This is a genomic window from Citrobacter sp. wls619 (assembly GCF_005281345.1).
Taxonomy (GTDB): domain Bacteria; phylum Pseudomonadota; class Gammaproteobacteria; order Enterobacterales; family Enterobacteriaceae; genus Citrobacter.
Window position 1 is genome coordinate 302564 of the sequence record NZ_SZXJ01000095.1, and the last position, 16465, is coordinate 319028.

General features: G+C 46.5%; 18 protein-coding genes. 14 read left to right on the forward strand and 4 right to left on the reverse strand.

Translation table 11 applies throughout. The features are described from left to right. Positions 1 to 2 precede the first annotated feature (2 nt). From FDX19_RS18755 to FDX19_RS18805, 11 genes are all read left to right on the forward strand, one after another. Positions 3 to 356: a TIGR03750 family conjugal transfer protein gene (locus tag FDX19_RS18755; RefSeq protein ID WP_137383888.1), complete on the forward strand. Its 354-nt coding sequence runs from the start codon at positions 3 to 5 to the stop codon at positions 354 to 356. Then, positions 353 to 979 (forward strand): PFL_4703 family integrating conjugative element protein, encoded by a 627-nt coding sequence (locus FDX19_RS18760; RefSeq protein ID WP_137383889.1) that lies wholly within the window; start codon positions 353 to 355, stop codon positions 977 to 979. The genes FDX19_RS18755 and FDX19_RS18760 overlap by 4 nt, the downstream gene beginning before the upstream one ends. Continuing rightward, positions 976 to 1764: a TIGR03749 family integrating conjugative element protein gene (locus FDX19_RS18765; protein WP_137383890.1), complete on the forward strand. Its 789-nt coding sequence runs from the start codon at positions 976 to 978 to the stop codon at positions 1762 to 1764. Before FDX19_RS18760 ends, FDX19_RS18765 begins: the two co-directional genes overlap by 4 nt. After that, positions 1761 to 3098, forward strand: coding sequence for a TIGR03752 family integrating conjugative element protein (locus tag FDX19_RS18770; protein ID WP_137383891.1), 1338 nt, complete (start codon positions 1761 to 1763; stop codon positions 3096 to 3098). Before FDX19_RS18765 ends, FDX19_RS18770 begins: the two co-directional genes overlap by 4 nt. Then, complete coding sequence (locus tag FDX19_RS18775; protein WP_001221379.1) at positions 3098 to 3487, forward strand: TIGR03751 family conjugal transfer lipoprotein; 390 nt, start codon at positions 3098 to 3100, stop codon at positions 3485 to 3487. The genes FDX19_RS18770 and FDX19_RS18775 overlap by 1 nt, the downstream gene beginning before the upstream one ends. Continuing rightward, the gene (locus tag FDX19_RS18780; RefSeq protein ID WP_137384028.1) at positions 3487 to 6135 is read left to right on the forward strand and encodes a conjugative transfer ATPase; all 2649 of its coding nucleotides are present in this window, start codon (positions 3487 to 3489) and stop codon (positions 6133 to 6135) included. The genes FDX19_RS18775 and FDX19_RS18780 overlap by 1 nt, the downstream gene beginning before the upstream one ends. Before the next feature lie 350 nt (positions 6136 to 6485). Then, positions 6486 to 7310, forward strand: coding sequence for a ParA family protein (locus tag FDX19_RS18785; RefSeq protein ID WP_137383892.1), 825 nt, complete (start codon positions 6486 to 6488; stop codon positions 7308 to 7310). Continuing rightward, entirely contained in the window at positions 7310 to 7771 is a 462-nt protein-coding gene (locus FDX19_RS18790; protein ID WP_137383893.1) for a hypothetical protein, read from the forward strand. Before FDX19_RS18785 ends, FDX19_RS18790 begins: the two co-directional genes overlap by 1 nt. A 1-nt stretch (position 7772) precedes the next feature. Further along, positions 7773 to 8462 (forward strand): DUF5677 domain-containing protein, encoded by a 690-nt coding sequence (locus tag FDX19_RS18795; protein ID WP_137383894.1) that lies wholly within the window; start codon positions 7773 to 7775, stop codon positions 8460 to 8462. 380 nt (positions 8463 to 8842) lie between these two features. After that, positions 8843 to 9601, forward strand: a complete 759-nt coding sequence (locus FDX19_RS18800; RefSeq protein ID WP_170974401.1) for an abortive infection family protein — start codon at positions 8843 to 8845, stop codon at positions 9599 to 9601. 274 nt (positions 9602 to 9875) lie between these two features. Then, complete coding sequence (locus tag FDX19_RS18805; RefSeq protein ID WP_137383896.1) at positions 9876 to 11150, forward strand: hypothetical protein; 1275 nt, start codon at positions 9876 to 9878, stop codon at positions 11148 to 11150. Positions 11151 to 11456: 306 nt separating this feature from the next. On the opposite strand, the gene FDX19_RS18810 is transcribed toward FDX19_RS18805, so the two are convergent. The 4 genes from FDX19_RS18810 to FDX19_RS18825 all read right to left on the reverse strand — a co-directional run bounded on the left by FDX19_RS18810 (position 11457) and on the right by FDX19_RS18825 (position 14496). Then, entirely contained in the window at positions 11457 to 12251 is a 795-nt protein-coding gene (locus FDX19_RS18810) for a hypothetical protein (RefSeq protein WP_137383897.1), read from the reverse strand. A gap of 248 nt (positions 12252 to 12499) precedes the next feature. Then, the gene (locus FDX19_RS18815; RefSeq protein WP_137383898.1) at positions 12500 to 13795 is read right to left on the reverse strand and encodes a hypothetical protein; all 1296 of its coding nucleotides are present in this window, start codon (positions 13793 to 13795) and stop codon (positions 12500 to 12502) included. 132 nt (positions 13796 to 13927) lie between these two features. Next, positions 13928 to 14152 (reverse strand): helix-turn-helix domain-containing protein, encoded by a 225-nt coding sequence (locus FDX19_RS18820; RefSeq protein WP_137383899.1) that lies wholly within the window; start codon positions 14150 to 14152, stop codon positions 13928 to 13930. A gap of 107 nt (positions 14153 to 14259) precedes the next feature. After that, positions 14260 to 14496, reverse strand: a complete 237-nt coding sequence (locus tag FDX19_RS18825) for a helix-turn-helix domain-containing protein (RefSeq protein ID WP_000095375.1) — start codon at positions 14494 to 14496, stop codon at positions 14260 to 14262. A gap of 103 nt (positions 14497 to 14599) precedes the next feature. On the opposite strand from FDX19_RS18825, the gene FDX19_RS18830 reads away from it, so the two are divergent. The 3 genes from FDX19_RS18830 (at position 14600) to FDX19_RS18840 (ending at position 16460) form a co-directional block, all read left to right on the forward strand. Then, on the forward strand, positions 14600 to 14860 hold the full coding sequence (locus FDX19_RS18830; RefSeq protein WP_137383900.1) for a helix-turn-helix transcriptional regulator: 261 nt from the start codon (positions 14600 to 14602) through the stop codon (positions 14858 to 14860). Then, positions 14857 to 15606 (forward strand): Crp/Fnr family transcriptional regulator, encoded by a 750-nt coding sequence (locus FDX19_RS18835; RefSeq protein WP_137383901.1) that lies wholly within the window; start codon positions 14857 to 14859, stop codon positions 15604 to 15606. Before FDX19_RS18830 ends, FDX19_RS18835 begins: the two co-directional genes overlap by 4 nt. A gap of 86 nt (positions 15607 to 15692) precedes the next feature. Continuing rightward, a complete protein-coding gene (locus FDX19_RS18840) occupies positions 15693 to 16460 on the forward strand; it encodes a hypothetical protein (protein WP_137383902.1) in 768 nt (255 codons plus the stop codon). The last annotated feature ends 5 nt before the right edge of the window (positions 16461 to 16465 follow it).

Sequence of the window (16465 nt, forward strand, 5' to 3'; positions counted from 1 at the left end):
CCATGAGTACCATCCCTTTTCTCCCGGAACGGCTGAACCGCGAGCCTGCGGTGTTTCGCGGTCTGACGGTCAGCGAGCTGCTGATAGCGCTGCTGGTCGGACTGACTACCGGCGCAATCACTGGAACCATTCCGGCAATACTGTGGCGCAACTGGAGCCTTATCCCCGGCAGCGCCCTGCCCGGCGCTACGCTGGCGATCCTCTGCGGTGGACGCTGGCTGGCACGGCTGAAGCGCGGGCGCCCGGAGAGCTGGCTGTACCGGGTACTGGAGCTGAAACTGGCCCGTTTCGGTATCGGCACTCAGCGTTTTGTCCTGCACGATGGCGTCTGGGCCATTCGCCGGAGCCGACGATGAGCGCCTTTAAGCACGCGCTGGCCGCGCGGGATGCGCATATCCGCACTCTGCATATTGCGCTGGTCGCGTTATTCCTGCTGGCATCAGGTATGGGATTCGGCTGGTACAGCGCCCCGCACCAGCTCACCATTTATTTGCCGCCGGACCTCCGCGCCGCCAGTCAGCGTCCATGGTGGGAAGTGCCGCCCGCCACGGTGTACGCCTTCGCATTTTCGGTGTTTCAGCAGATCAACCGCTGGCCGACCAACGGCGAGGCAGATTATCCCCGCAACCTCAGTGCTCTACGGGCTTATCTTACCCCCGGCTGCTACAGCCAGATTGACCGGGAATTTCACCAGCGCCTGCAAAACGGCGAACTGCGCGACCGGGTACGCGGCGTGTATGAAATCCCCGGTCGGGGATTCAGCGACAAGCGGGTGCAGATCCTCGACCGCGACAACTGGATTGTGACACTCGATCTGACCGTCGATGAGTATTTCCACTCCGAACCCGTCAAGCGGGCGATGGTCCGTTACCCCATCAAAGTGCTGCGCTATAACATCGACCAGCAGAAAAATCCGTGGGGACTGGCACTGGACTGCTTCTCATCGCCGCCGCAGAAGCTGGAGGCGGCTAAACCATGAATGTCCGCCCACTGCTGATCCTGCTGGTTGCCCTCCCCCTGCACGCCGTCGAACTGGTGAAGTGGGAGCGCATCCCGCTGCCGGTGGCGCTGAACATCGGGCAGGAGCGGATCGTCTTTGTGGACCGCAATGTCCGGGTGGGCTATCCCGCCACGCTGGAAGGCAAGCTGCGCATTCAGAGCAGCAACGGCACGTTGTACCTGCTCGCCAGCCAGCCGTTTGCCGCCACCCGGCTACAGCTTCAGGACACAGAAAACGGCGAGCTGATGTTGCTGGACGTCTCCGCCAGCAAGGGCGAGCACATCCGGGGACCGATGCGCATTGTCCGCGACGAGAAAAAAACGCCTGACGCGAAGCCCGATACAACTCCTGAACCCTTACCCTCCACGCCGCTGCCGGTCGCGCTCACCCGCTACGCCGCGCAGATGCTTTATGCTCCGCTACGCACCGTGAAGCCTTTGCCGGGCGTTCAGCCCGAAGGCGTGCGGCTGGCAAAAACCATCACCACTCTACTGCCCGCGTTACCCGTCAACGCCATACCGATCGGCGGCTGGAAGCTGGATCCTTACCACCTGGCAGCGATCCGGCTGCAAAATAAAAGCGCCACCCGGCTGGAACTCGATCCGCGCCAGCTTCAGGGGCAGTTTTACGCCGCCGTCTTCCAGCATCGCTGGCTGGGGCCTGCGGGCAGCGCCGAAGACACCACCGTGCTCTATCTCATTACCCGCAATCATCGTCCTGAACAGGCGATCCTGCCGGAGCCTGCGCCGGAGAAGAAGAAATGAAGCTCCAGGCCAATATCCTGCTGCGGGTTCTGACGCCGCTCATCCTGCTGGCGGGCAGCGTCATGCTGTTTCATGCCTGCCAGGACCGTAAAACCACCCCGTCAAAATCCTCTACGCCTGCAACCCCCCTCAGCCACGACGAGTTGAAAGCGCTGGGGATCGAGGGCGACACGCCCGCAGATACCGTCGCCACGCTGGTCGGCCAGATGAAGCTCTGGCGCAAGGAACTGGAAACGGTAAAGGCCAGCAACGCCGCACTGGTGCAGGAAAATCAGCGCCTGCGTGAACGCGAGCAGAATACCGACAGCCGTATCAACGAGGCCATTAACCACCAGCAAACTAGCACTTCAGAGCAGCAAAACGAATTGCTCAGCTCGCTACAGACGCAGATCCAACAGCTTAAAGGCAACAGAACAGCGGACGACTCGCTGACCGGGCTGGGCATTGATGAACCGGAAGCGGCTTCCGGCGAACCACTGCGCTGGATAGCCCCCGCCGATGCTCTGCCGACGGATAAAAACGGTCGTCCTCTGCAACCTGCGCTGGCCTTTCCCTCTGCGATGCAGAACACCGCACCACAGCCTGAAACACCAGCGCCCGCCGCCGTCAAACCGGTCTACACCCTGCCACAGAACAGCACCTTAATCGGATCGGTGGCGATGACCGCATTGCTGGGCCGCATTCCGCTTAATGGCAGCGTCACCGACCCTTACCCGTTCAAAGTGCTGATTGGCCGCGATAACCTCACCGCCAACGGCATCGAATTGCCCGACATTGAAGGCGCAGTGATCTCCGGCAGCGCCACCGGCGACTGGACGCTCTCCTGCGTGCGCGGCAGCTTAACGTCAATCACCTTTGTCTTTCGCGACGGCACGGTGCGCTCGCTACCCGCCGAAGGCGACAAAACCGGAAGCGGCACGGAAGGTAATATCGGCTGGCTGTCCGACCCTCACGGCCTGCCCTGCATCCCCGGAGAGCGCAAATCCAACGCCGCCGAATATATCGGCTCGCAGTTCCTGCTGGCAGGATCGTCCGCCGCTGCGCAGGCGCTGGCGAACAACCAGACCACCTCCACCGTGGAAGATGGTTCCATCACCACCGCGCTGACGGGCGACAGCGGGCAGTACGTTCTCGGCCAGGCGCTGGGCGGCGGTCTGAAAGAAAGCGCCGACTGGTTTAAACAACGCTACGGCCAGATGTTCGACGCCATTTACGTGCCGCCCGGCCAGGCCGTTGCCATCCATATCACTCGCCAGTTAGCCATCGACTACGAGCCTGACGGACGGCGGGTGAACTACCGCACTGCGGGCGAACGCACTGGAGACCTGGACTGATGCGTATCCTGATTTTGCTGTTGTCGCTGCTGCTGACCGCCTGTAGCACCGACCAGAAAACGCTGCTGCCGGTGGATGAAAACACCACCATGCTGAACATCTGGGGCAAACAGAATAACGATGCGCAGGCGCTATACGACGCTCGGTCGGTTCTGCGTCGCCCACTGGATGACGCCACGCTGACCGCGCAACAGCAGCAGGCGACACGCAGCGACGGCAATGCCACGCAGGCGCTGTTCCGGCGACTGCCGAATCCGGATCTGGAGATGTATATCTTCCCTCATCTGGCAGGCAGCGAAGGTGTTCCGGTGCCGGGCTACACCACCGTCTTTCCCTTCTATAACCGGGTGCAGTACGCCCTGCCCGGCGAGCGGACCGATCCGCTGTGATAATGCGCAGCGGCACCCTGACCGAACGGACGGTGGACAGCCTGTACCAGAAAGGCGCGTCGTTTGTCGATTTTCTGCCGTGGGTGGAGTACCAGCCGGAAAGCAAAACGCTGCTGCTGGATGATGGACGCTCGGTCGGCGCGGTGTACGACATTACACCATTCGGTACCGAAGGCCGCTCTCCGGCACGGCTGGAAGAACTGCGCGATATTCTGAAGGACGCGCTACAGGACAGTTTCACGGAATACGACCGCCATCCGTGGGTGGTGCAGTTTTACTGTCAGGATGAGGACGACACCGCAAGCTTGCTGGCCGCACTGCATGACTACGCCGTATCGGAGGCACGGAACTCTGATTTTACCCGCGCCTGGCTGAACGAGATGGAGCGCCACCTGCACGCAGTTTCCCGCCCGGAGGGCTACTTCCTGGACGATGCGGTCAGCCATACCCGCTGGCGTGCTCAGCAGCGCCATACCCGAATGGTGGTCTACCGCTGGCTACCCGCCAAATCCCGCGATCCGCTGGAAGACACCCCGGAAGAGGCGCTGAACACCGTCTGTGAACGGATGATTTCCGCACTGGCGGGCGCAGGTATTCACGCCCGCAGGCTGGAATGTGAAGCCATTCGCCACTGGCTGCTGCGCTGGTTTAATCCCGCCCCGCAAATGGCCGACTCGCCCCAGCAGTTCTGGCAGCAGATGGCGCAGCAGGATGACACGCCGGAGCTGCACGATTTTGCCGAGAGCCTGTTGTGCAGTGAACCCCGCTCGCAGGCCACGCAAGGGACATGGCTGCTCGACCAGCGTCCGCATAAAGTCATTGTGCTGGACCGGCTGCGCAAACCGCCCACAGTCGGCCATATGACCGGAGAATCCGCACGCGGCGACGGCATTAACGCGCTGTTCGACCTGCTGCCGGAAGGGGTGATTATGGCGCTGACCATCGTCGTCTGGCCGCAGGACCGGCTGGAGGAGCATTTAAGCCGCCTCAGCGACCGCGCCATCGGCGAGAACGTCGAATCGGAGTACACCAAAAAAGACTGTCAGGAGGTGCGCCACTGGCTGAAGGACGGCCACAAACTCTACCGCAGTGCGCTGGCGTTTTATCTTTCCGCCCCGGATAGCGGCGAACTGATCCGACGCGTGCGCAGCCTGAACAGCCTGCTTCTGAACGCGGGTATGGTTCCGGTACAGGAGAATGACGAACTCGCTCCACTCAGTTCGTGGCTGCGCTGGCTGCCGATGTGCTTCGACCCGGCGCGGGACAAGCGCCAGCTCTATACCCGCTTCAGTTTCGTGCAACACCTCGCCAACCTGCTGCCGCTGTTTGGTCGCGAGAGCGGCACCGGGCATCCGGGCGCCAGCTACTTCAACCGGGGCGGCGGAATGCTGTGCTGGGATCCGCTCAACCGCGAGGACCGCGCCCAGAACGGGCACCTGTTGCTACTTGGCCCGACCGGCGCAGGCAAATCCGCCACCCTGAACGCCAAAATCGCGCAACTGATGGCGCTGCATCGACCGCGCCTTTTTATCGTCGAGGCAGGCAACTCGTTCGGGCTGATGGCCGATTACGCCCGCGAACATGGTCTGACGGTGAATAAAATCAGCCTGAAACCCGGTTCCGGCATCACGCTGCCGCTGTTTGCCGATGCGTGGAAACTGGCGGAAAGCAACATACCTTCAGCAGAACCGGATGATGACGATCCCGAAGACGCCGACAACGAACAGCGCGATCTGCTGGGCGAGATGGAGATAACGGCCCGCCTGATGATCACCGGCGGTGAACTGAAAGAGGACGCCCGCCTTACTCGCTCTGACCGGGCGCTGATTCGCGAAGCGATTCTGCACGCCGCCCGACTCACCGCTCACGAGAAAAGACAAACGCTGACGCAGGATATCCGCGATGCGCTGTTTGCGCTGGTACAGGATGCAGCCCTACCGGAATCCCGCCGTAACCGGCTATGGGAGATGGGCGAAGCGATGAATATGTTCTGCTCCGGGTTTGAAGGGGAACTGTTTAACCGCGAGGGTGAGGCGTGGCCGGAGGCAGATATCACTCTGGTGGATCTGGCGATGTTTGCCCGTGAAGGATATGAAGCGCAACTGGCGATCGCCTATATCTCGCTGATTAACCATATCAACAACCTCGGCGAGCGCGACCAGCATCTGGCCCGGCCCATCGTCAATATCACCGATGAGGCTCATATCATCACCGTCAACCCGTTGCTAGCGCGGTTTCTGACCAAGGGGTCTAAGATGTGGCGCAAGCTGGGGATCTGGCTGTGGCTGGCGACACAGAACCTGAGTGACTTCCCAGATGATGCAAAAAAGCTACTCAATATGATTGAGTGGTGGGAGCTACTGGTGATGCCACCCGAAGAAGTGGAACAGGTTAGTCGTTTCAAATCCCTGACGCCGGAACAGCGGCAGCTCCTGCTCAGCGCCACCAAAGCGCCGGGGAAATATACCGAAGGCGTAGTACTTTCGCCAAGAGTGGAAGCGCTGTTCCGGGTGGTCTCACCTGCCCTGTGGTTGGCGCTGGGGATGACGGAAAAACATGAAAAGGCAGAGCGAATGCGGATTATGCGGGAGTTTGGGTGTAGTGAGCTGGAGGCGGCGATGAGAATTGCAGAGAAGCGTCTGTTATAGGCTAATTTACCTGCCCGCATAACACTACAGTGCAACCAGGTTGGGCAGATAGTTTTGCGTCAGCAAGCAACCCTAACAATAAATTTAAGGACTGTTTATCTCTCCTTTAAATAGACAAAAAAATACAAAAATTTACTCAAAAACACAGTTTCATCAATGACTATTGTTGATTCACTATCATACAACCCATGCAAAATTCACCAATTTTTATTCGGATAACCTATAAAAAACCATTGAAAAATTCATAGTTAGAAGCTAATTTGACTACGATTAAACCATGAAGAAAGTACAAAAAACACACAAATCATACTCGTGATAGTATTTATATAATTGTTGATATAAGGAACATAATGAAAACTATATCATTCATAAATATGAAAGGTGGAGTTGGTAAAACAACATCTGTAGTAGAGTTCGCGACTATTTTAGTTAAGGACCATGGGAAAAGAGTTTTAATTATAGATATAGATCCTCAAACAAATGCTACATTTTCCTTTATCAAATATGATATATGGCAGAACCAAATAGAAAATAATACCATTGCAGATGTCTTAGGTATGAATAAACATCTTTCGAGTAGAGATACTGAATATAATATCAACGATGCCGTAATAAAAAATGTTTCAGGAATTCAAGGGTTAGATCTCATATCTTCACATTTAGGATTGACGTTTCTAGATTTGGATCTTAGTGCTAAACCAGGTAGGGAAATGATTCTATCCCGTCAGATTTCGCGTTTAGAAGGTGAGTATGATTATATATTAATCGATTGCCCTCCCAATTTAACTCTAGCACCTCAAAATGCCTTGGTAGCATCTAATTATATTATTACCCCAATAATACCAGACTTCTACTCATTCCTTGGTCTACCACTACTTAAAAACAGAGTGGACCGTTTGAAAAGAGAACTAAATATTGATGTTTCATTTTTAGGATGCTTATTCACGCGAGTAGAAAGCTCAGTCAATCTTCATAGTGCATATATGCCTAAAATAAGAAAGGTATGCGAGGAATACGGTGTATACGATTTTAGAACTATTATCCCTAAGAATATTAAACTAAGCGAAGCCAGTAGTGCAAGTTCACCAGCAAGGATTATGTTTCCTGATGTAGCTGGTGTAATAGCATACAAGACGGCAGTTAATGAGATGCTAAAACAGTTGGAGAATGTTTAATGGATAATAATTTAGAGAAATTAGAATCTGTTTTAAAAAACATTAGAAAATATGAAAAGCTAGGGCTGGATACATCCTATCTCAAACTTTTTATTAAGAACTACAAGTTTTTTCTTGATTTGAACAACATAAAGCCCGATTACTCAGATAGTCAGAGATTTAAAATACTAGAAGAAATACTCAATAATCGACAGCTATTCCCAAAAATCTCAGACATTATATATTTTTCCAACTTTAATCTTGGCGTTGAGTTTAAATCACAAAATGCTTCTCGTGAAGTTACTATTAATAGAATTATAAAGAGGGCAGAAAAAGATGAAGCTTTCAGAAACATTCTGAAATCAAAGTTAAGTAATTTGATTTCAATGGGACATTACAAAGAGCAAAAGTTAACTTCAACCTCTAAATCAATTAACTACAATGATTTGGAAGAATGGGCAAAAATGCTTAAGGATATATAAAATGAGCAGAGAACGAATAGTACAAAACGCATATTGTGACTATGATTCATACAAAAAAGATTTTAGCATCTTTTCTGATTCAACATTAGCTCACTTAAAGACAATTGACATATTCGAAATGTACTGGAGTACTCTCATCTTCAAAAACTGGAAAGATGGTGTTAATCATATTGGAATTAATGAACTAGACGAAATATTTGATGAATTGCACCAAGACGTTAACTCATCTTATTATTTGGCATCAATGGGATTATATCGAACAGCTAATATGCATTTGCGTAGCATGATTGAATTATCGCTGCAATTACTATATTTCTATGAACATCCAGTTGAATTAAAAAAATGGAGGGCTGGTGATTTTGTAATTAAACATGAAAAATTAAAAGATTATATTAAAGACTATCCAAACTTCACTCACCAACCATTGAAGACACAAATTGACACCTTAGTGGAGCAAATATCAAAAGAGTGGAAGTGTTATTCAAAACATATTCATGCAGAATCACTAATATATTTCCAAACACAGAAACAAGCAACCCCTGCAAGTAATTTTAATGTTGCTAACTTTGGAGTTTGGAAATCTGGATTTACAAAAATAGTGTTAAAAATAAATAAATTATTTATGCTATTTTTCGCAGAAAATTACAAACTATTCCCATCCCATACCAAAGAGCTTTTAGCTATGGTGTGAATCTTAAAATCTCTTGTGAGTGATTAAGTATGCATAATATGTAGCTAGATATTACCCCCCAACTCTCACTCACAAAGATTCCCCCAATAAATTAAAAAAATCAATGAAATGTATTAGTTCAGATTTGGCCTAACACAGCTATGGTACAGATCTAAACCTAATCTGACAGGCTGCTCCGTGCCAAAAGCAGACATCATCTCTCAGATGTACGTATGGACTCGACAACAGCTTTTCTTGGCATCAGTTTGGAGGACAATAACAGAGTCTGGAAGAGAGCGGCCTAGGAAATGCGGCTTAAACGACATATGATGCCTGCCAACAGGGCTTCTGGTAACATTACGAAACGGGCTAATAGACAACCAACATTTCGGTACAACAAAATGTTAGATAACGCACAAATAATAGGATTGGCAAACATTCTGGCTGACAATTTAAACGAGGGTGACTGGTATACAGTATGCTCTCTTTCGGGATTTCCTGAGTATATCAATGAATCATTTTTGAAGGATGTAAAGTGGAAAAATGAAGGACTGTCATACAAATGTATCCAGATAGTAGAAAATATCCTTGGAGCAGACGAGGGAAATATTAAACATTTCTGGAATATTGAAAGTATGCAGCGTGTTATAAAACACAGGGATAAAGATCTTTATAATGCCATTGAGTCATATATAAATGGCGATACTCTTAAGACGGTTACAGCTTCGCCGGTTAATCATACTAATGAAAATATCTATACACTTCTGAAAGATGCTGAATATTTAATTCAGAATCAAGGGCCAGGAAACGCTTTTGATCGAGTACATACTGCCTTGCATGCCACACTAAAAATGATGTGTGATAAACATGGCATTATAAGAAAAGTTGACGCTGGGATTCATGAACTGTTACCGCTAATAAATAATCATCTGAAAGTACAAAAAAGTACCGAACGTAATAAATTAGTTTTTGACATGCTAAGATCTACAAACTCTATATTGGATAAGGCTAACCAATTAAGAAATCACCATAGCAACGCTCACCCCAATGACGGATTATTAAATGATGCTGATGCAAAATTTGCGATCAATCTTATTCGCTCGATAATGAGTTACTTAGATGATCTTTTAGTTGATGATAACTTCACTTTTCAGAGGTGACTGTTGCTGTCAGTAGATCCTAGCTGAATTAGCGGGATGTCCAGAACAGTCCTGAAGAAATATCCGCTCTGTACCAAGAGCGGACAGTGTTCACATAACTATGAGTATCTTAAAGAGAGAATCAGCCCGATCTATTATATCATCTTATGCGATTTATTCATATTACAGGAATGATTATTTAAATTTAATCACTCAAGAAAATACATAACTACAATTGATTTTAATAAAAAAGTTAAGTATATTGTGAAACCTATAAGTTATGGAGGTATTTCTTGTGAAACATTATTTGGAGTTGTTGAGGTTAAAGAATAAATCCTTAATTGATGGCCATCAATCTTCTGTTACTGATTTTGATTTTTGTTCAGAGTGTGTATTATTGCAGGACAATGACTTCCTACAACTTACTGAATATATAAAAAGAAATCCCAGTGAAATTGAAGGTGATTTAATTGATCAAGTTAAATTCGAATGCAAGAATAAAATCCAAAATATAAGACTTAAACTAGAAAATAGTGTTCTCACCAATGAGGAATATGTAAGCGCATATTTGTTTCATAAGCCTGAAATAGATCGTGCAAACGCTGACCTCCATATTAATAGCATTGAAAATTTCATTGATAATTATAAGGGGGAAGCATTTGATAGCTTCTACTCTATAGGAATGGCGTCTATATTTTATAAATTAATCTATGCGAAGGCTCTTTCCTATGAAAACCTACAAGAAAACGCCATTTATTATAGAGTTAGCAAGTTATTATTCCACAAGTATAATCGTGAGTATGAAAAAAATAATTTTGATTACAAATCCTTAATGGTATCTGATGAAGTAAAAGAGAAAATAAAAGACTTGTATGGAAAAAACTATTTATGCAGGTACGAGCTTTTTAAAGTTGACATTGATAATCAATATATTACCAAGGATGTTTTTCCTTATATCTCTGATGAAAATCATAATGGCACCTATCTTATTATCGACAGTAAGAATAAAAACCTTATAGATTTATTCAATGACCTAATTGCAAATAGCTACATTCAAGATATTTCATTTAAAATTGATTCAGTTACGAATCAACTTATCTCGCTTGAAGAAAGAATGTTTGGACAGAAGTTTTCGTTCAATTTAGACAGACTACCTGACTTATCTCGCTTCTATGATATTAATGCCCAAAATGATAATGTATGGGTTACGGTGGTGAAAGAAGAAAATAAGTTCTCTATAACCTTTGAGGAAACTCTAGAAGACACATTTTATGATAAAGAACTAAATGTTGTGACTAACTTAGTTCACGTAGAAGTAACAAAAAAAAATGGAATTGATGTGATTAATCATATTGATCATGAGTATATAGTTTATGACGTGGACACTTATTTTAAACGTTTAGATGATCCAGCAGTCAAAGGAGAGCATAAAATAAAAACGTTTAAAATAGATAATGCAAAAATCCCTATAAATTATAAATACCAAAACATAAATGTACTTTTTCTTATGATTTATGAAAGCATGAATAAAAAAGACTTAGTCAGAGAATACTTCGAGGATATCAGGTAATCTGACAAGCTAACGTTTTTTTTAAATAACCTTGGTCGTTCTGATATGCAAATTACGTGATGAAATAACGCTTCATCACCAAAGCTATTAGATTATATATGAGCTAGTAAAAGGTGCATCATCTGTTGTTAAAGTATAACAATACGCATAATACATACTTTGGTTCTGATGAAAATGTATGAATTTCCGCTTTTCGCTCACAGCGAACCTTCAGCTCAGTTAGCTTGTCCGCTCCTGCCAGAAGCGGACATTGAGCGAAAAATTCTCCCTCAGTTAATGCTTTTTAAAAAGAGAAACATTCAATATTTAACCCATCCTATTTTTCTTGGAACGTGAGATAGTTGGGTCTGGCGATGGAGGGGAGATCAGATTTTCATAGCTATCCATTGGAATAAAGCTGCTGTCCAATTCAGGTTCGATTATACCTAGCATACTCGTGCTAGCATTAATAACATGTAGTGGTTTTTCTGACGACTTTATAATTTCCTTCATCTTATTCACCGCATCTGTTGAGTAATCGAGACCAAAGCCGGAAAGATTTTCAGACAATGATTTCACCCAAGGATTGCCATAATGGGTCAATATACGTCCCGGTACAGCTAATGGTGCTTCACTTATTATCTTTTCAACGAAAACTGTAGGTAAGGAAAAAGCTCCAGCACTCCCTTTGTTAATATCCACATCATATAGCAGAATATTACTTGCGCTTGTAATTTTTTGAATTCTAATTAACTGTTCTAGTTTAATTGAATTAAATCCTAGTGGATCATTTTTTTCATCGTAGTATTGCCTTTTAGCCTCATAAAAGACAACCCCCTCTAAATACAATTCAGATGTTAACATAATTTTTATAAAAAATGCGATGTCACCAAGTTCAGTTTCTTTTGCACCTTTTAATTTAAATGAATCCCATTTTATTCTCTGAGGCATGGAGGTCCATTTAATATCCTGACCAAAACCTAGAAGTGCTATCAACATCCTAGTTGTTATATAGTTTTCACTCCATGAGTCTTGCTGCTGGTTTTGAAAGCTATCTGATAACTCTTTAACAATTGCTTTGTGAGCATTTATTACCCACTCATTTTTATTTATTTCTAGCATTGTCAGTTCCTTTCAAGGTTACGATAAGTGTATTAAACTCATCAATAAACTTTACATTATTTTGGATGGTAAGTAACACTACCTTTTTAAGGGAAGTATTTTTATATTTTCCTGCATCGCCCCGTTGAACTCACAGCTCAAAGCGGACCATCAGATTTGATTGTGTTCTGCCAGTGAAAACCGTCAGCTCAAGTCTGAGCTAATACAAATGAAAACACTGTATTCCCGCAAAAATAGTACCTATATAACTATATTTCTTTTAACAGCTCCATCGGTGTTTTCCATTTCAGCAACCGCTCAACAGCCCTATGCTCCGATAAGAACTTACGGGCCAGTTGTAGGCGTCCCATAATCTGTATCTTCTGTTGCTCATCAAGACCTACCTCATCCTGCTCTACTTCATAAAAAAACTGCTCTATTCGCTTATCTTCCGCCCACTGCGCCATGATAAATTTCAATTCAGCTAAACTGCCGTTGTATGCCTCTCTTTCCCTTTTGATCCGCTCCTTTTCCTGATATCTCTTCTCATCCAATTCCCACTGGATCTGCCGTTCTTCAGCTTTGACTCTCGCCTCTTCCTGCTGCTTCTTAATCAACGGAACAGCATCACGCATCGCAGAAATGATTTTTGGGATCTGGCTTATAAGCCCGCACTGTTTTGTCTGGCGAAACTCAACCTGCCAGTTAGTTGACGAGTATGGCGAGTAGAGCTGTAGAAAGAAACGTCCGGTAGGTAAGGCATGTTTAATGACATAGCGAAATGGCTTGTCATATTTTCCCCTCATCCAGCGGATCATCGTTTCATCTCGGATGTATCGACCATCAACCTCTTCTGCTGGAACATATTCCGTCATTTCAGCCAGGCTAAACGCAAACAGCATGTCTCCAACGCAGATAATACTGGCTGAACAAGGGCGCCATAAACTGTCATAGCGCAAACCGCCCTCTTTTGGGTCTTCTTTGATATCTATGCCCTGACAATGAAGCCCTTCATTTCCTTCAGCTAACCTTACCCAATACCCTTGCTTTCCCAGTGCAGCAAAAAACCGACTCAGAAAATCGATAGCACTATTGAATGCCTTTTCTGAAACATTCAGATCGAGTAACTTCTTTTTCGTTGGTTTGTAGTAGCCGTCTTTTGTGACGGAAGAGACGGGAAGGTAAGTTTTGAGATCATCGATCAGTGCATAGCCACTACCCGCTGTCCTCACTCGCTTTCGCGGTGCTGGCGCTACTACTTTCGATGATATTTTTGTGGGAGGAGGAATGGCCTGGCTGGTTTTTCTGGGGGATTTTTCTACCTTGCCACTCTTCAAATCAGGCAAAGCAGGTACCGCCGGTGCAGTTCCTTTCGCTAGCGCCTTCCAGTATCCGGCGAGCGGTCTCGGTATTAGTAATTCAGCGCATCGTTTTATCAGTTGTTCTTTGCTGATGCTATAGAGGGAAGTGATTCGCTCCGCAGGCTCGCGCCAGACAAGGTGATACAGCTCTTCCCTATCGTCAGGTAACGTTTGAGTTGTATTAGATTGCAGGCTCTCTGACATGGCATTCTCCCTTTGCGGGAAACATTATCAAAGAATCTAACAGGCAATAGATTGAACGATATCACTTTTTGAGGGCTTTATTGTGAACATCCTTCACTTAGTAACTTCATGTTCTCGAAGTGAATATTAGTACTATAGCTTATTAATGATACTGACAGGATCAATACCAACCAATCGGCATAGATGAACAAACTCGACGATATCTAACCGCCGCTCTCCGTTTTCTACTTTTGCGATGAAAGATTGTGGTCTTCCCAGCGCCTTGCCTAGCTCTTCTTGGGTGATGTAGCCAGCAACCCGCGCTTCACGTAATGCCTTTATAACCATCTGGTATTCAATGGAGTAGACAGAAGTCATTTCGTCAGCCTCAACAATAAGTTAAGACCCGACTATCATGTCACCACCTAAATATCCCAAAGTGGGATATTTACGATCAAACCCAACAACAATGAGCTGAGAAAACGTCACTTCTGAGGCAAAACCATTTTCAGTACGGCAGCAGGATCCAAAGATAGCAAATGAGCAATATGGGCAAATTCGATGATGTCCAGACGACGCTCACCATTTTCAACTTTGGCAACAAATGACTGCGGACGACCTAATGCTTTTGCAAGTTGTGCTTGCGTCAGACCTCTATCCTGTCTCGCCGAACGCAACAGTCTTATAACTTGCTGATACTGTTCAGAATAAATAGATGACATTTGTGATACTCGATTTTAATCCCAAAATCGAATATCAGTGATTTACAAAATAATCCCAAAACAGGATAATTTGTTAAATACGCAAGTTTGTGAGGTAACAGGAATGACTAAGCAAGACTGGCACCCAGCCGATATCATCGCCGCCCTGCACAAACGCGGCACCAGTATGGCGGCAGTATCGCGGGAAGCGGGGCTGGCCTCTTCCACGCTGGCGAATGCGCTTTCACGTCCCTGGCCGAAAGGCGAATGGCTGATTGCTCGCGCACTCAACGTTCACCCTGCGGAAATCTGGCCCAGCCGTTACGAGGAAGAAGGCGAACAGCGGCAACCAAAAAATCCGCTCCCCGTCAGGTGCAGGCTATGATTATTCCAGACACCAACCTCCACAGTATCTCTACGCCAGTTCAGGTTCAGCAGGCCGCCATACCACCGCCGGTGGAGATGCCGTTTCTCGCAGCTCCAGTGCGCAACCGCTCCGCCTTCCACTACGCCCACTTTTCCCGCCATGCCCTGCTACGCCCTATCGCTCGTGAAACAGGAAGCAAAATCTATCTACAGGAAGAACCCATCTGCGGCTTTTGGTATCTCAACCATGGCGTCGTCGGTTTACACCACACGCTGGAAAATGGCAAAGAAATGCTGGTTCGCGCCTGCCAACAGGGGGACTGGTTTGGCTATCTGGGGTTGTTTGGCTCTGAGTTCTACCACTGCTACGCCTGCGTTTTGCAGACAGCATCGCTGTGCCACGTCATTCCCCACTCCAACAGCGACTTCCTGCGCTATCACCCGCAGTTCACCCAATTTCTGTTAAATCAGGTGGTGGCAAGTCTGTCTGATTCGGAGCATCGCATGACCTGGATCGCTCGTTACCGCACCCGTCACCGGGTCCTGAGCAGCCTCTGGTATCTGACGCAGTATTTTCCCGGTTATGACTGGACGTGGCGTGAAGTAGCCGAGTTTGCAGGATGTGAGACTGAAACCGCTTTACGGTTCAGCAAAGAATTGAGACAGGCAAGCATACTGGATGACTCACAGCGTCGCCTGCATGTTCTTCACCCGGTGCGGTTACTGGCATTGCTGGATAACAGTATCATTGCACCTCAGCAGTAAAGCCTTATGTATAGCATTTGATGTACTTAATCAGTCGCATGATGAACATATAATCCCCGTTTTTCTTGTGTTCTCTTGGTGGTGATATGTTTGAAGACAATTCCCCTTTTAGCTCAATTAAAGATGCTTTCTTGCAAAGAATAAATAATTCTTTTTTTGGTTTTATAGCACTCTCATTTTGTGTGGATAACTGGCGAGATATTATATATGCGTTCTCTACATCTACAAATGTAGATACCAGAATAAACTATATAGCACAGAATACCTCCATCATATTCCCTATCGTGTTTGGGTGTATAGCAGCGGCTTTGTACCCATATGTACAGTGCCTCTTCGAAATCATACATAAAAAGGCAATCATATTTCGCTGGACATTAAAATCCTCAGAGCTGATTGCTAAAAAAGTTGCCGAAGATTCTGTCACCTATGACAAAGAACTTCGTGATGCAAAACAAAAAGCCGCATTAAAAGAAATAGAATATAGTGCTAAAATAAAAAACCTCGAAGAGTCCATCAAGGAATACGAGGCGAAGATCGTACAATCAGAAGATGACAGCAAGATGGCCAACATTCGCTTTGACCAAATTAATAATCAGCTACAAGAATATATCAGGATGCGGAATGGCGTCTACTCTGACATTGAAGCCGGGCTCTCGTTTATTAACGAAATTAAGAATGCTATAAATAAATCTTTACCTTACATAGATGACCTTAACAATACTAATCATGCTGAAAAACTCAGCTATTACATTGAGACAATACACGATAACTTCAAAAATATTAAGACTGATAAAATGGTAAAATTCACAAATCAAATACTTAATAATAAGCACGATTTACCCGCTAAATTTTAATCATT

Excerpts from the sequence above, each read along its gene's own strand:
- FDX19_RS18755 (WP_137383888.1), top strand. The coding sequence starts at position 3 with ATGAGTACCATCCCTTTTCTCCCGGAACGGCTGAACCGCGAGCCTGCG.
- FDX19_RS18760 (WP_137383889.1), top strand. The coding sequence starts at position 353 with ATGAGCGCCTTTAAGCACGCGCTGGCCGCGCGGGATGCGCATATCCGC.
- FDX19_RS18765 (WP_137383890.1), top strand. The coding sequence starts at position 976 with ATGAATGTCCGCCCACTGCTGATCCTGCTGGTTGCCCTCCCCCTGCAC.
- FDX19_RS18770 (WP_137383891.1), top strand. The coding sequence starts at position 1,761 with ATGAAGCTCCAGGCCAATATCCTGCTGCGGGTTCTGACGCCGCTCATC.
- FDX19_RS18775 (WP_001221379.1), top strand. The coding sequence starts at position 3,098 with ATGCGTATCCTGATTTTGCTGTTGTCGCTGCTGCTGACCGCCTGTAGC.
- FDX19_RS18785 (WP_137383892.1), top strand. The coding sequence starts at position 6,486 with ATGAAAACTATATCATTCATAAATATGAAAGGTGGAGTTGGTAAAACA.
- FDX19_RS18790 (WP_137383893.1), top strand. The coding sequence starts at position 7,310 with ATGGATAATAATTTAGAGAAATTAGAATCTGTTTTAAAAAACATTAGA.
- FDX19_RS18795 (WP_137383894.1), top strand. The coding sequence starts at position 7,773 with ATGAGCAGAGAACGAATAGTACAAAACGCATATTGTGACTATGATTCA.
- FDX19_RS18800 (WP_170974401.1), top strand. The coding sequence starts at position 8,843 with ATGTTAGATAACGCACAAATAATAGGATTGGCAAACATTCTGGCTGAC.
- FDX19_RS18810 (WP_137383897.1), bottom strand. The coding sequence starts at position 12,251 with ATGCTAGAAATAAATAAAAATGAGTGGGTAATAAATGCTCACAAAGCA.
- FDX19_RS18815 (WP_137383898.1), bottom strand. The coding sequence starts at position 13,795 with ATGTCAGAGAGCCTGCAATCTAATACAACTCAAACGTTACCTGACGAT.
- FDX19_RS18820 (WP_137383899.1), bottom strand. The coding sequence starts at position 14,152 with ATGACTTCTGTCTACTCCATTGAATACCAGATGGTTATAAAGGCATTA.
- FDX19_RS18825 (WP_000095375.1), bottom strand. The coding sequence starts at position 14,496 with ATGTCATCTATTTATTCTGAACAGTATCAGCAAGTTATAAGACTGTTG.
- FDX19_RS18830 (WP_137383900.1), top strand. The coding sequence starts at position 14,600 with ATGACTAAGCAAGACTGGCACCCAGCCGATATCATCGCCGCCCTGCAC.
- FDX19_RS18835 (WP_137383901.1), top strand. The coding sequence starts at position 14,857 with ATGATTATTCCAGACACCAACCTCCACAGTATCTCTACGCCAGTTCAG.
- FDX19_RS18840 (WP_137383902.1), top strand. The coding sequence starts at position 15,693 with ATGTTTGAAGACAATTCCCCTTTTAGCTCAATTAAAGATGCTTTCTTG.